Below are 13,131 nucleotides of genomic sequence, written 5' to 3'. Positions count from 1 at the left end.
TATTAAAGGCGGAAAACGAGTTCAAACGGCGCGCCCTAACCGTATCAATGGCGAAATTCGCGCCCAGGAAGTTCGCTTAACAGGTCTGGAAGGCGAGCAGCTTGGTATTGTGAGTCTGAGAGAAGCTCTGGAGAAAGCAGAAGAAGCCGGAGTAGACTTAGTCGAGATCAGCCCTAACGCCGAGCCGCCGGTTTGTCGTATAATGGATTACGGCAAATTCCTCTATGAAAAGAGCAAGTCTTCTAAGGAACAGAAGAAAAAGCAAAAAGTTATCCAGGTTAAGGAAATTAAATTCCGTCCTGGTACAGATGAAGGCGACTATCAGGTAAAACTCCGCAGCCTGATTCGCTTTCTCGAAGAGGGTGATAAAGCCAAAATCACGCTGCGTTTCCGTGGTCGTGAGATGGCGCACCAGCAAATCGGTATGGAAGTGCTTAATCGCGTGAAAGACGATTTGCAAGAACTGGCAGTGGTCGAATCCTTCCCAACGAAGATCGAAGGCCGCCAGATGATCATGGTGCTCGCTCCTAAGAAGAAACAGTAAGGCCTTCAAGTAGCACTGTCTGTGGAGCCTTTGGGCTTCACAGGCATTGTTCGCCTTTGTTTCGTTTATTAACAATGCGAAGTGGAAGTTATTAAAATGCCAAAAATTAAGACCGTACGCGGTGCTGCTAAGCGCTTCAAAAAAACCGGTAAAGGTGGTTTTAAGCACAAGCACGCTAACCTGCGTCACATTCTGACCAAAAAAGCGACCAAACGTAAACGTCACCTGCGTCCGAAAGCCATGGTTTCCAAAGGCGATCTGGGCCTGGTAATCGCGTGCCTGCCGTACGCATAAGCCGTTAACGTTTTTTAACTTTTTAATTAGAATATAGATACAGGAGAGCACATATGGCTCGCGTAAAACGTGGTGTTATTGCACGCGCACGTCACAAGAAAATTTTGAAACAAGCTAAAGGCTACTACGGTGCGCGTTCTCGCGTATACCGCGTTGCCTTCCAGGCTGTTATCAAAGCTGGTCAGTATGCTTACCGTGACCGTCGTCAACGTAAGCGTCAGTTCCGTCAACTGTGGATTGCGCGTATCAACGCAGCAGCACGTCAGAACGGTATTTCTTACAGCAAATTCATCAATGGCCTGAAAAAAGCCTCTGTTGAAATCGACCGTAAGATCCTGGCTGATATCGCAGTATTCGACAAAGTAGCGTTCACCGCTCTGGTTGAAAAAGCGAAAGCAGCTCTGGCATAAGCCAGTTGAAAGAGGGAGCTAGTCTCCCTCTTTTCGTTTCAACGCCATCAAAACATTGACTTTTATCGCCGTAGCCTTTTCAATAAAGGTCTTTTGAAAAGTACCAAAAGGTAACGCAAGCAATGAATGCTGCTATTTTCCGCTTCTTTTTTTACTTTAGCACCTGACTCCAGGAGGCTAGCGCGTGAGAAGAGAAACGGAAAACAGCGCCTGAAAGCCTCCCAGTGGAGGCTTTTTTTGTATGCGCGTTTTGAAAAAATTAAGTCCAACGAACCAGTGTCACCACTGACACAATGAGGAAAACCATGTCACATCTCGCAGAACTGGTTGCCAGTGCGAAGGCGGCCATTAGCCAGGCGTCAGATGTTGCCGCGTTAGACAATGTGCGCGTCGAATATTTGGGTAAAAAAGGGCACTTAACCCTTCAGATGACGACCCTGCGTGCGCTGCCGCCAGAAGAACGCCCGGCAGCCGGTGCGGTTATCAACGAAGCGAAAGAGCAGGTTCAGCAGGCGCTGAATGCACGTAAAGCGGAACTGGAAAGCGCAGCGCTGAATGCGCGTCTGGCGGCGGAAACGATTGATGTCTCCCTGCCGGGGCGTCGTATTGAAAACGGCGGTCTGCATCCGGTGACCCGTACCATCGACCGTATCGAAAGTTTCTTCGGTGAGCTTGGCTTTACCGTGGCAACCGGGCCGGAAATCGAAGACGATTATCATAACTTCGATGCTCTGAACATTCCTGGTCACCACCCGGCGCGCGCTGACCACGACACTTTCTGGTTTGACGCTACCCGCCTGCTGCGTACCCAGACCTCTGGCGTACAGATCCGCACCATGAAAGCTCAGCAGCCACCGATTCGTATCATCGCGCCTGGCCGCGTTTATCGTAACGACTACGACCAGACTCACACGCCGATGTTCCATCAGATGGAAGGTCTGATTGTTGATACCAACATCAGCTTTACCAACCTGAAAGGCACGCTGCACGACTTCCTGCGTAACTTCTTTGAGGAAGATTTGCAGATCCGCTTCCGTCCTTCCTACTTCCCGTTTACCGAACCTTCTGCAGAAGTGGACGTCATGGGTAAAAACGGTAAATGGCTGGAAGTACTGGGCTGCGGGATGGTGCATCCGAACGTGCTGCGTAATGTTGGCATCGACCCGGAAGTTTACTCTGGTTTCGCCTTCGGAATGGGGATGGAGCGTCTGACCATGTTGCGTTACGGCGTCACCGACCTGCGTTCATTCTTCGAAAACGATCTGCGTTTCCTCAAACAGTTTAAATAAGGCAGGAATAGATTATGAAATTCAGTGAACTGTGGTTACGCGAATGGGTGAACCCGGCGATTGATAGCGATGCGCTGGCAAATCAAATCACTATGGCGGGCCTGGAAGTTGACGGTGTAGAACCGGTTGCCGGTAGCTTCCACGGCGTGGTCGTTGGTGAAGTGGTTGAGTGTGCGCAGCATCCGAACGCTGACAAACTGCGTGTGACAAAAGTGAATGTCGGCGGCGATCGCCTGCTGGACATCGTCTGCGGTGCGCCAAACTGCCGTCAGGGCCTGCGTGTGGCGGTAGCGACCATTGGTGCTGTTCTGCCGGGCGATTTCAAAATTAAAGCGGCGAAACTGCGTGGCGAACCGTCTGAAGGGATGCTGTGCTCCTTTTCTGAGCTGGGAATTTCTGACGATCACAGCGGCATTATCGAGCTGCCTGCAGATGCGCCGATTGGCACCGACATCCGCGAATACCTGAAACTCGATGACAACACCATCGAAATCAGCGTAACGCCAAACCGTGCCGATTGCTTAGGCATTATCGGCGTGGCGCGTGATGTTGCCGTGCTGAACCAGCTGCCGCTGGTTGAACCGGAAATCGTTCCGGTTGGTGCGACCATCGACGACACGCTGCCGATTACAGTCGAAGCGCCGGAAGCCTGCCCGCGCTATCTTGGCCGTGTGGTAAAAGGCATTAACGTTAAAGCGCCAACTCCGCTGTGGATGAAAGAAAAACTGCGTCGTTGCGGGATCCGATCTATCGATGCAGTCGTTGACGTCACCAACTATGTACTGCTTGAACTGGGCCAGCCGATGCACGCTTTCGATAAAGATCGCATTGAAGGCGGCATTGTGGTGCGGATGGCGAAAGAGGGCGAAACGCTGGTGCTGCTTGATGGCACTGAAGCGAAGCTGAATGCTGACACCCTTGTCATCGCCGACCACAACAAGGCGCTGGCGATGGGCGGCATCTTTGGTGGCGAACACTCTGGCGTGAATGACGAAACGCAAAACGTCCTGCTGGAATGCGCTTTCTTCAGCCCGCTGTCTATCACCGGTCGTGCTCGTCGTCATGGCCTGCATACCGATGCGTCTCACCGTTATGAGCGTGGCGTTGATCCGGCACTGCAGCACAAAGCGATGGAACGTGCGACCCGTCTGCTGATCGACATCTGCGGCGGTGAGGCTGGCCCGGTAATTGATATCACCAACGAAGCAACGCTGCCGAAGCGAGCCACCATTACTTTACGTCGCAGCAAACTGGATCGCCTGATCGGCCATCATATTGCCGATGAGCAGGTAACTGATATTCTGCGTCGTCTCGGCTGCGAAGTGACCGAAGGCAAAGACGAATGGCAGGCAGTTGCGCCGAGCTGGCGTTTCGACATGGAGATTGAAGAAGATCTGGTCGAAGAAGTCGCGCGTGTTTACGGCTACAACAACATCCCTGATGAGCCGGTGCAGGCAAGCCTGATTATGGGTACTCACCGCGAAGCAGATCTGTCGCTCAAGCGCGTGAAAACGCTGCTCAACGACAAAGGCTATCAGGAAGTGATCACCTACAGCTTCGTTGATCCGAAAGTGCAGCAGATGATCCATCCAGGCGTTGAAGCCTTACTGCTGCCAAGCCCGATTTCCGTTGAAATGTCAGCAATGCGTCTTTCCCTGTGGACCGGCCTGCTGGCAACCGTGGTGTACAACCAGAACCGTCAGCAGAACCGTGTGCGCATTTTCGAAAGTGGTCTGCGTTTCGTACCAGATACTCAGGCACCGTTGGGCATTCGTCAGGATCTGATGTTAGCCGGTGTGATTTGCGGTAACCGTTACGAAGAGCACTGGAACCTGGCAAAAGAGACCGTTGATTTCTATGATTTGAAAGGCGATCTGGAATCCGTTCTCGACCTGACCGGTAAACTGAATGAGGTTGAGTTCCGTGCAGAAGCGAATCCGGCACTGCATCCGGGGCAATCCGCAGCGATTTATCTGAAAGGTGAACGTATTGGTTTTGTTGGGGTTGTTCATCCTGAACTGGAACGTAAACTGGATCTTAACGGTCGCACTCTGGTGTTCGAACTGGAGTGGAACAAGCTCGCAGACCGCGTGGTGCCTCAGGCGCGCGAGATTTCTCGCTTCCCGGCGAACCGTCGTGACATCGCGGTGGTGGTCGCAGAAAACGTTCCCGCAGCGGATATTTTATCCGAATGTAAGAAAGTTGGCGTAAATCAGGTAGTTGGCGTAAACTTATTTGACGTGTACCGCGGTAAGGGTGTTGCGGAGGGGTATAAGAGCCTCGCCATAAGCCTGATCCTGCAAGATACCAGCCGTACACTCGAAGAAGAGGAGATTGCCGCTACCGTCGCCAAATGTGTAGAGGCATTAAAAGAGCGATTCCAGGCATCATTGAGGGATTGAACCTATGGCGCTTACAAAAGCTGAAATGTCAGAATATCTGTTTGATAAGCTTGGGCTTAGCAAGCGGGATGCCAAAGAACTGGTTGAACTGTTTTTCGAAGAGATCCGTCGCGCTCTGGAAAACGGCGAACAGGTGAAACTCTCTGGTTTTGGTAACTTCGATCTGCGTGATAAGAATCAACGCCCGGGACGTAACCCGAAAACGGGCGAGGATATTCCCATTACAGCACGGCGCGTGGTGACCTTCAGACCCGGGCAGAAGTTAAAAAGCCGGGTCGAAAACGCTTCGCCCAAAGACGAGTAATCTGATCTAACTAAAAAGGCCGCTTTGCGGCCTTTTTTCTTTTCACTGTCGAAGAGTCACCGTAAAATCAACGCCATGACACTTCAGCAGAACGGATACCATGCTGACACTTGCCCGCCAACAACAGCGACAAAATATTCGCTGGTTATTATGCCTGTCAGTTTTGATGCTGCTGGCGCTTCTCTTAAGCCTTTGCGCCGGTGAACAATGGATTTCGCCCGGTGACTGGTCTACTCCTCGTGGCGAACTGTTCGTCTGGCAAATTCGCCTGCCACGTACGCTGGCTGTATTGCTGGTTGGTGCGGCGCTGGCTATATCCGGCGCAGTAATGCAGGCGTTGTTTGAAAATCCTCTGGCAGAACCTGGACTACTTGGCGTCTCTAACGGCGCAGGCGTAGGGCTTATCGCCGCGGTGTTGCTTGGGCAAGGGCAACTCCCAAACTGGGCACTAGGGCTGTGTGCGATTGCTGGCGCGCTTATCATCACTTTAATACTCTTACGTTTCGCCCGTCGTCATCTTTCGACCAGTCGGTTATTGCTGGCTGGCGTTGCATTAGGGATTATCTGTAGCGCACTAATGACGTGGGCTATCTACTTTTCCACCTCTGTTGATTTACGTCAGCTGATGTACTGGATGATGGGCGGTTTTGGCGGCGTAGACTGGCGGCAAAGCTGGCTGATGCTGGCATTGATCCCCGTGTTGTTGTGGATCTGTTGTCAGTCCAGGCCGATGAATATGTTAGCACTTGGCGAGATCTCGGCGCGGCAACTGGGTTTACCCCTGTGGTTCTGGCGCAATGTGCTGGTGGCAGCGACCGGCTGGATGGTTGGCGTCAGTGTGGCGCTGGCGGGTGCTATCGGCTTTATTGGTCTGGTTATCCCACATATTCTCCGGCTGTGTGGTTTAACCGATCATCGCGTATTACTTCCCGGCTGCGCGCTGGCAGGGGCGAGCGCATTGCTGCTGGCCGATATTGTAGCGCGCCTGGCATTAGCTGCCGCAGAGCTGCCTATTGGCGTGGTCACCGCAACGTTGGGTGCGCCGGTGTTTATCTGGTTATTGTTAAAAGCAGGACGTTAGCCGCAAAAAGACGGTCTATGATTAAAAGCTAAGATTTTTACTGACCACACCCAGGAGAAACGATGCAAGATTCCATTCTGACGACCGTAGTGAAAGATATCGACGGTGAAGTGACCACGCTGGAGAAGTACGCCGGTAATGTGCTGTTGATTGTCAATGTCGCCTCAAAGTGTGGCTTAACGCCGCAATATGAGCAGTTGGAGAATATTCAGAAAGCCTGGGCCGATCGAGGTTTTGTGGTGCTGGGATTCCCGTGCAACCAGTTTCTGGAACAAGAACCGGGCAGCGATGAAGAGATTAAAACTTACTGTACCACCACATGGGGGGTGACGTTCCCGATGTTCAGTAAGATTGAAGTTAATGGCGAAGGACGCCATCCGCTGTATCAAAAATTGATTGCCGCAGCGCCGACCGCAGTCGCGCCGGAAGAGAGCGGATTCTATGCCCGTATGGTCAGCAAAGGTCGTGCACCGCTGTACCCTGATGATATTTTATGGAATTTTGAGAAATTTTTAGTTGGCAGGGACGGATTGGTCATCCAGCGTTTTTCCCCGGATATGACGCCGGAAGATCCCATTGTGATGGAAAGCATTAAACTGGCGTTGGCAAAATAATGTCTATTGTGATGCAGTTACAGGATGTTGCGGAATCTACCCGCCTGGGGCCGCTTTCTGGCGAGGTTCGGGCAGGGGAGATCCTGCATCTGGTGGGGCCGAATGGCGCGGGTAAGAGTACCTTACTGGCGCGAATGGCCGGAATGACCAGCGGTAAGGGAAGCATTCAGTTCGCGGGGCAACCACTGGAAGCATGGTCCGCAACAAAACTCGCGCTGCATCGCGCCTATCTTTCACAACAACAGACGCCACCGTTTGCAATGCCGGTCTGGCACTACCTGACACTGCATCAGCACGATAAAACGCGTACCGAACTACTGAATGATGTCGCAGGGGCGCTGGCTCTTGATGACAAACTCGGACGTAGCACCAATCAACTTTCCGGCGGTGAATGGCAACGCGTACGTCTTGCTGCGGTGGTGCTGCAAATCACACCACAAGCCAATCCCGCAGGTCAATTGCTGCTTCTTGATGAGCCGATGAACAGTCTTGATGTTGCGCAACAAAGTGCGTTAGACAAAATTCTGAGCGCGCTGTGTCAGCAAGGACTGGCGATTGTGATGAGCAGTCACGATCTCAACCACACATTGCGTCATGCGCATCGGGCGTGGTTGCTAAAAGGTGGAAAAATGCTGGCCAGTGGACGCAGAGAAGAGGTGCTCACGCCGCCAAATCTGGCGCAGGCCTATGGGATGAATTTTCGCCGTCTGGATATCGAAGGTCACCGAATGCTGATTTCGACCATCTGATTTCATTAGTATCTTGAAAATCGGGTAATTAAGACGCTAAATTAATGCAAGAATAAAAAACAGAGGAACCGTACGGAATGCGTTTCTGCCTTATTTTGATCACAGCACTGTTTCTGGCCGGGTGTAGCCACCATAAAGCACCGCCGCCAAATGCCAGACTTTCTGATTCGATTACCGTTATTGCCGGTTTGAACGACCAGCTACAGAGCTGGCATGGCACGCCGTATCGTTATGGTGGCATGACGCGGCGCGGTGTGGACTGTTCGGGGTTTGTGGTTGTGACGATGCGCGATCGTTTCGATTTGCAGCTGCCCCGTGAAACCAAACAACAAGCCTCTATCGGCACGAAAATTGATAAAGACGAGTTGCTGCCTGGTGACCTGGTCTTTTTCAAAACGGGCCCCGGACAAAATGGTTTGCATGTAGGTATTTACGATACCAACAACCAATTTATCCACGCCTCTACCAGCAAGGGAGTGATGCGTTCCTCACTCGATAATGTCTATTGGCAGAAAAATTTCTGGCAGGCGAGACGAATCTAGTATGTCGAAAAATGGACGGCGATGATACATCTCCGTCCATTTACTCCTGAATACAGTAGTATTTTACAGACAAAAATTCCGTAAATGGATTATTCGTTTATAATCAGGATAATCTAATAAAAGGACCCCTGAAAAAGTGGTTAACATGGAACAAATGAAAGTTACTCCTTCTGTAATTGTTATGTCTTATGGCCTCATCCCTTTTAACCGGATACTGAAAAACATCCTTCGAGAGGGACGGTTACCATGAAGATTTTTTTGGAGAATCTTTATCATTCTGATTGCTATTTCCTGCCGATAAGAGATAACCAGCAAGACCTTGTCGGCGTTGAGTTAATTACCCATTTCTCCAGTGAAGATGGTACGGTTCGTATCCCGACGAGTCGGGTTATAGCGCAACTTACCGAGGAGCAACATTGGCAATTATTTTCTGAGCAGTTGGAATTGCTAAAATCATGCCAACACTTTTTTATTCAACATAAACTCTTTGCCTGGCTTAATTTAACCCCACAAGTGGCTACTTTATTATTAGACAGGGATAATTACGCGGGCGAACTATTAAAATATCCGTTTATTGAACTGTTGATTAATGAGAATTACCCGCATCTCAATGAAGGAAAAGATAATCGCGATCTTTTGTCCTTATCGCAAATGTATCCCCTTGTGTTAGGTAATTTGGGCGCAGGCAATAGCACAATGAAAGCGGTTTTTGATGGTCTTTTCACCCGCGTCATGCTGGATAAAAGTTTTATTCAGCAACAAATCACGCATCGCTCCTTCGAACCGTTTATTCGTGCGATCCAGGCGCAAATTTCCCCTTGTTGCAATTGCATCATCGCGGGGGGCATTGATACGCCAGAAATAATGGCACAGATTACCCCCTTTGATTTCCATGCTCTCCAGGGATGCCTGTGGCCTGCCGTTCCTGTAAATCAGATAACGACGTTGGTTCAGCGATAACCCTCCTGTTTGCTGGTGTTTAAGACGAGAGTAACCGTCTACACTATCAAACAGGAGGATCTATGACCCTGTCTTTTGTTACCCGCTGGCGCGATGAATTGCCAGCAACCTATACAACACTTTCCCCTACGCCTTTAAATAATGCCCGGCTGATTTGGCATAATGCCGAACTGGCTAACACGCTGGGTATTCCATCGTCACTGTTTAAAAATGGCGCAGGTGTCTGGGGTGGCGAAACCCTACTGCCTGGTATGTCACCACTGGCGCAGGTTTACAGTGGTCATCAGTTCGGCGTCTGGGCGGGCCAACTGGGTGATGGGCGCGGCATTTTACTCGGCGAACAACGGCTTGCTGATGGCACTACAATGGACTGGCATCTGAAAGGTGCTGGCCTGACGCCTTATTCGCGAATGGGTGATGGACGGGCGGTTTTACGTTCGACGATACGAGAAAGTCTCGCCAGTGAGGCGATGCATTATCTGGGCATTCCGACGACCCGCGCTTTAAGTATCGTCACCAGCGATTCGCCAGTGTATCGGGAAACGGTGGAGCCAGGCGCGATGCTGATGCGTGTGGCACTAAGTCATCTGCGCTTTGGTCATTTCGAACATTTTTACTATCGCCGCGAGCCGGAAAAGGTTCGTCAGTTAGCTGACTTTGCCATTCGTCATTACTGGTCACATCTTGCAGATGATGAGGACAAATACCGTCTCTGGTTTACCGATGTTGTCGCACGTACCGCATCGTTAATTGCCCAATGGCAGACGGTCGGCTTTGCTCATGGGGTGATGAATACCGACAACATGTCGCTGCTGGGGCTGACGCTTGATTACGGGCCGTTTGGTTTTCTTGATGATTACGAACCCGGTTTTATTTGTAATCACTCGGATCATCAAGGGCGTTATAGCTTTGATAATCAACCTGCTGTCGCGTTGTGGAATTTACAGCGTCTGGCGCAGACATTGTCACCATTTGTTGCCGTAGATGCCCTGAATGAGGCCCTGGACAGCTATCAGCAGGTTTTGTTGACGCATTATGGACAACGGATGCGGCAGAAACTGGGCTTCATGACGGAGCAAAAAGAGGATAACGCGCTACTGAATGAATTATTCAGTCTGATGGCGCGAGAGCGCAGCGATTATACCCGCACATTCCGCATGCTGAGTCTGACCGAGCAGCACAGCGCGGCGTCACCGCTACGTGATGAGTTTATCGATCGTGCGGCATTTGATGACTGGTTTGCCCGTTATCGGGTACGTTTGCAACAAGACGAGGTTACCGATAGTGAGCGTCAGCAGCTGATGCAAAGCGTTAACCCAGCTCTGGTGTTGCGCAACTGGTTGGCGCAACGGGCGATTGAAGCGGCAGAAAAGGGTGATATGACGGAATTGCACCGCCTGCATGAGGCGTTGCGAAATCCTTTCAGCGACAGAGATGATGACTATGTCAGTCGTCCACCTGACTGGGGTAAACGGCTGGAAGTCAGCTGCTCGAGTTAAAGGCTACTTGGTCAACAGCAGCTTGCCAGCCTGAGTTTTACGGAGCAGATATTCTTGCCCGTCATGATCGATAATCAGTTTGCCATCCGGACCTAACAGTGTCTGGCTGGTAATTCGCCGAATGGGCTGCGGGGAAGCGGTCTTGTGATTGGCATCCGTTTCAGGCGTGAGTTTTCTGCTATCCGTATAACGCATAAAGATTAATAATAATTGATATAACAATGATTCTTATTATCAATATTATGGCGGGCCAGAGCAAGCAGTAATTTGTTGAGAAGACAACAAGTTGCGCAGAAATGCCCATTCCGTCAGGAATGGGCACGCATTCAGAAACGGGTATCAACTGCAGAGGCGAGTTTTTCGACCAGGCGTTCGGTATCTTCCCAGCCCAGACACGGGTCGGTAATCGATTGACCGTAAGTGAGCGGCTGACCGCCGGCGATTTTTTGCGTTCCTTCGCGCAGGAAACTTTCCGCCATAATTCCAGCAATCGCCGTAGAGCCATTGCGGATTTGCTGACAAATATCCTCACAAACTTCTAACTGGCGACGGTGCTGCTTCTGGCAGTTACCGTGGCTGAAATCCACCACCAGATGTTCAGGTAAATCAAACTCGTGCAGCGTATCGCAGGCTGCGGCGATATCATCGGCATGATAATTCGGTTTTTTGCCGCCACGCATAATAATGTGGCCATACGGGTTGCCGCTGGTCTGATAGATGGTCATCTGACCATTTTTGTCTGGCGAGAGGAACATATGGCTGGCGCGGGCTGCGCGGATAGCATCCACGGCAATCCGCGTGTTGCCATCGGTACCATTTTTAAAACCTACCGGACAGGAGAGTGCCGAAGCCATTTCACGGTGGATCTGACTTTCGGTAGTACGTGCGCCAATCGCGCCCCAACTGATTAAATCAGCAATAAACTGACCGGTCACCATATCGAGGAACTCAGTCGCGGTAGGAACACCCAGCTCATTTACCTGTAAAAGTAATTTGCGCGCCAGCTCCAGACCGTGATTTACCCGATAGCTGCCGTTTAAATCCGGATCGGAGATTAGCCCTTTCCAGCCGACAACAGTTCGTGGTTTTTCAAAATAGGTGCGCATTACGATTTCCAGCCGTGACTGGTACTGGTTGCGCAGCGACTGCAGACGGGTGGCGTACTCCATTGCAGCGGTGAGATCGTGGATCGAGCAGGGGCCAATAATGACCAACAGTCGCTTATCTTCACCATTCAGTATTTTTTCAATTCTGCGGCGGGAGTCGGTGACATGGGTGGCGACGCCAGGCGTTACGGGATACCGTAGCGCGAGTTCGGCGGGCGTTACCAGGCTCTCAATACGCGCAGTACGGAGTTCGTCAGTTCTGTTCATTACAAGTCTCAGAAATTTGTTGCTTCTACGGCAGGACTACCGGGAAGTGATGCGCATCACGATAAACCAATCGCAGCTGATTTCAAGTGCGAGGTGTGTCACACCTCGCCGGGTAGTTAGCATGATAACAAAAAAATAAGCTAATGCACTAGTTCTCTAGTACATTCGGCGGCTAAGGCCCATGATATCGAGGATCTTGGTGGCAATCTCTTCTACCGAATAATTGGTACTGTTAATCCACGGGATCTGATTTTTACGGTACAACGCTTCCACTTCCGCGACTTCCATCCTGCACTGACGAAGCGAGGCATAGCGACTGTTCTCCCGACGTTCCTCGCGAATCGCCGCCAGACGTTCCGGGTCGATAGTCAGGCCGAACAATTTATGCTGAAGCGGTTTGAGCGACGCGGGTAGCACAAGATTATCCATATCGTCGGCAATAAAGGGGTAGTTTGCCGCGCGGATACCAAATTGCATTGCCAGATACAGACTGGTGGGGGTTTTACCACAGCGAGAAACACCGAGCAGGATCACCTGAGCCTGGTCCAGATTGCGCAACGAAATGCCATCATCGTGGGCGAGGGTGTAATCAATCGCCGCAATACGCGCGTCATATTTATTGAGGTTATTAGGGTTCAGGCCATGGGTACGATGAGCAATCGGCGTGGGATCCAGTTTCATCTCTTGTTGTAGCGGGGCAACCAGCGCCTGAACGATATCCTGGCAAAAGCCTTCACTTTGCAAGATGATGGCGCGAATCTCCGGCAACACGATGGAGTAGAAGACCAGCGGGCGCACACCTGTCTGGTGATAAATTGCGTCAATCTGATCCTTCACTGCCCGTGCACGGCTCTCATTTTCGACAAACGGCAGCGTAATGCTGCTGATAGTGACGGGAAATTGTGACATTACTGCGTGTCCTAATACCTCCGCAGTTATTGCCGTACCATCAGAAATATAAAAAACGTGGCGATCAACAGCATTATCCATTTTGTTCTTCCCGTGATGCAGACATAATTCTATGAAAGCATAAATTAAAAACGCACAGAAGCGTAGAACGTTATGTCTGG

The 13,131-nt window shown here is 50.9% G+C and carries 16 protein-coding genes and 1 other annotated feature; of the genes, 13 read left to right on the top strand and 3 right to left on the bottom strand.

Features of this window, described 5'->3' with window-relative positions; genetic code table 11:
• Window position 1: 1 nt before the first annotated feature.
• The 13 genes from infC (at window position 2) to selO (ending at window position 10,688) form a co-directional block, all read left to right on the top strand.
• Window positions 2-544, top strand: a complete 543-nt coding sequence (infC, locus tag ACJHWK_RS08785; protein ID WP_001700733.1) for a translation initiation factor IF-3 — start codon at window positions 2-4, stop codon at window positions 542-544.
• 96 nt (window positions 545-640) lie between these two features.
• Window positions 641-838 (top strand): 50S ribosomal protein L35, encoded by a 198-nt coding sequence (gene rpmI, locus ACJHWK_RS08780; RefSeq protein WP_001124225.1) that lies wholly within the window; start codon window positions 641-643, stop codon window positions 836-838.
• A 53-nt stretch (window positions 839-891) separates the two neighbouring features.
• A complete protein-coding gene (gene rplT / locus ACJHWK_RS08775) occupies window positions 892-1,248 on the top strand; it encodes a 50S ribosomal protein L20 (protein WP_000124850.1) in 357 nt (118 codons plus the stop codon).
• 116 nt (window positions 1,249-1,364) lie between these two features.
• Window positions 1,365-1,489: a sequence feature (Phe leader region), on the top strand.
• The gene (pheM, locus tag ACJHWK_RS08770) at window positions 1,371-1,415 is read left to right on the top strand and encodes a pheST operon leader peptide PheM (RefSeq protein ID WP_001386830.1); all 45 of its coding nucleotides are present in this window, start codon (window positions 1,371-1,373) and stop codon (window positions 1,413-1,415) included. Its footprint overlaps the feature before it by 45 nt.
• 64 nt (window positions 1,490-1,553) lie before the next feature.
• Complete coding sequence (gene pheS, locus ACJHWK_RS08765) at window positions 1,554-2,537, top strand: phenylalanine--tRNA ligase subunit alpha (RefSeq protein WP_170886361.1); 984 nt, start codon at window positions 1,554-1,556, stop codon at window positions 2,535-2,537.
• Window positions 2,538-2,551: 14 nt separating this feature from the next.
• Window positions 2,552-4,939: a phenylalanine--tRNA ligase subunit beta gene (gene pheT, locus ACJHWK_RS08760; protein ID WP_000672359.1), complete on the top strand. Its 2,388-nt coding sequence runs from the start codon at window positions 2,552-2,554 to the stop codon at window positions 4,937-4,939.
• A gap of 4 nt (window positions 4,940-4,943) precedes the next feature.
• Window positions 4,944-5,243 carry an integration host factor subunit alpha gene (gene ihfA / locus ACJHWK_RS08755; protein WP_001229265.1) on the top strand — a complete coding sequence of 100 codons (300 nt, stop codon included), beginning with the start codon at window positions 4,944-4,946 and terminating at the stop codon, window positions 5,241-5,243.
• 100 nt (window positions 5,244-5,343) lie between these two features.
• Window positions 5,344-6,324: a vitamin B12 ABC transporter permease BtuC gene (btuC, locus tag ACJHWK_RS08750; protein ID WP_001520628.1), complete on the top strand. Its 981-nt coding sequence runs from the start codon at window positions 5,344-5,346 to the stop codon at window positions 6,322-6,324.
• Between the two features lie 62 nt (window positions 6,325-6,386).
• Window positions 6,387-6,938: a bifunctional thioredoxin/glutathione peroxidase gene (gene btuE, locus ACJHWK_RS08745; protein WP_001154187.1), complete on the top strand. Its 552-nt coding sequence runs from the start codon at window positions 6,387-6,389 to the stop codon at window positions 6,936-6,938.
• Window positions 6,938-7,687, top strand: coding sequence for a vitamin B12 ABC transporter ATP-binding protein BtuD (gene btuD / locus ACJHWK_RS08740; protein WP_000029466.1), 750 nt, complete (start codon window positions 6,938-6,940; stop codon window positions 7,685-7,687). The genes btuE and btuD overlap by 1 nt, the downstream gene beginning before the upstream one ends.
• Window positions 7,688-7,764: 77 nt before the next feature.
• Window positions 7,765-8,229: a C40 family peptidase gene (locus ACJHWK_RS08735; protein WP_170886362.1), complete on the top strand. Its 465-nt coding sequence runs from the start codon at window positions 7,765-7,767 to the stop codon at window positions 8,227-8,229.
• 246 nt (window positions 8,230-8,475) lie between these two features.
• Window positions 8,476-9,189, top strand: coding sequence for an anti-FlhDC factor (ydiV, locus tag ACJHWK_RS08730; RefSeq protein WP_001520627.1), 714 nt, complete (start codon window positions 8,476-8,478; stop codon window positions 9,187-9,189).
• Window positions 9,190-9,251: 62 nt separating this feature from the next.
• A complete protein-coding gene (gene selO / locus ACJHWK_RS08725; protein ID WP_021517148.1) occupies window positions 9,252-10,688 on the top strand; it encodes a protein adenylyltransferase SelO in 1,437 nt (478 codons plus the stop codon).
• Window positions 10,689-10,691: 3 nt separating this feature from the next.
• Here the strand turns inward: selO and hemP are convergent, their stop codons facing one another.
• The 3 genes from hemP to ppsR all read right to left on the bottom strand — a co-directional run bounded on the left by hemP (window position 10,692) and on the right by ppsR (window position 13,051).
• On the bottom strand, window positions 10,692-10,883 hold the full coding sequence (gene hemP / locus ACJHWK_RS08720) for a hemin uptake protein HemP (RefSeq protein WP_001270810.1): 192 nt from the start codon (window positions 10,881-10,883) through the stop codon (window positions 10,692-10,694).
• Window positions 10,884-11,014: 131 nt separating this feature from the next.
• Window positions 11,015-12,061: a 3-deoxy-7-phosphoheptulonate synthase AroH gene (aroH, locus tag ACJHWK_RS08715; RefSeq protein ID WP_001520625.1), complete on the bottom strand. Its 1,047-nt coding sequence runs from the start codon at window positions 12,059-12,061 to the stop codon at window positions 11,015-11,017.
• Between the two features lie 156 nt (window positions 12,062-12,217).
• Complete coding sequence (ppsR, locus tag ACJHWK_RS08710; protein WP_000368046.1) at window positions 12,218-13,051, bottom strand: posphoenolpyruvate synthetase regulatory kinase/phosphorylase PpsR; 834 nt, start codon at window positions 13,049-13,051, stop codon at window positions 12,218-12,220.
• Window positions 13,052-13,131 lie beyond the last annotated feature (80 nt).

The sequence above is a fragment of the Escherichia sp. WS547 genome (assembly GCF_046486065.1).
GTDB classification, from domain to species: domain Bacteria; phylum Pseudomonadota; class Gammaproteobacteria; order Enterobacterales; family Enterobacteriaceae; genus Escherichia; species Escherichia coli.
This window is presented reverse-complemented; position numbering and strand designations above follow the sequence as displayed.

Bases quoted from the DNA above. Each gene is read 5' to 3' on its own strand.
- rpmI (WP_001124225.1), top strand. From the start codon at position 641: ATGCCAAAAATTAAGACCGTACGCGGTGCTGCTAAGCGCTTCAAAAAA.
- rplT (WP_000124850.1), top strand. From the start codon at position 892: ATGGCTCGCGTAAAACGTGGTGTTATTGCACGCGCACGTCACAAGAAA.
- pheS (WP_170886361.1), top strand. From the start codon at position 1,554: ATGTCACATCTCGCAGAACTGGTTGCCAGTGCGAAGGCGGCCATTAGC.
- pheT (WP_000672359.1), top strand. From the start codon at position 2,552: ATGAAATTCAGTGAACTGTGGTTACGCGAATGGGTGAACCCGGCGATT.
- ihfA (WP_001229265.1), top strand. From the start codon at position 4,944: ATGGCGCTTACAAAAGCTGAAATGTCAGAATATCTGTTTGATAAGCTT.
- btuC (WP_001520628.1), top strand. From the start codon at position 5,344: ATGCTGACACTTGCCCGCCAACAACAGCGACAAAATATTCGCTGGTTA.
- btuE (WP_001154187.1), top strand. From the start codon at position 6,387: ATGCAAGATTCCATTCTGACGACCGTAGTGAAAGATATCGACGGTGAA.
- btuD (WP_000029466.1), top strand. From the start codon at position 6,938: ATGTCTATTGTGATGCAGTTACAGGATGTTGCGGAATCTACCCGCCTG.
- ACJHWK_RS08735 (WP_170886362.1), top strand. From the start codon at position 7,765: ATGCGTTTCTGCCTTATTTTGATCACAGCACTGTTTCTGGCCGGGTGT.
- ydiV (WP_001520627.1), top strand. From the start codon at position 8,476: ATGAAGATTTTTTTGGAGAATCTTTATCATTCTGATTGCTATTTCCTG.
- selO (WP_021517148.1), top strand. From the start codon at position 9,252: ATGACCCTGTCTTTTGTTACCCGCTGGCGCGATGAATTGCCAGCAACC.
- hemP (WP_001270810.1), bottom strand. From the start codon at position 10,883: ATGCGTTATACGGATAGCAGAAAACTCACGCCTGAAACGGATGCCAAT.
- aroH (WP_001520625.1), bottom strand. From the start codon at position 12,061: ATGAACAGAACTGACGAACTCCGTACTGCGCGTATTGAGAGCCTGGTA.
- ppsR (WP_000368046.1), bottom strand. From the start codon at position 13,051: ATGGATAATGCTGTTGATCGCCACGTTTTTTATATTTCTGATGGTACG.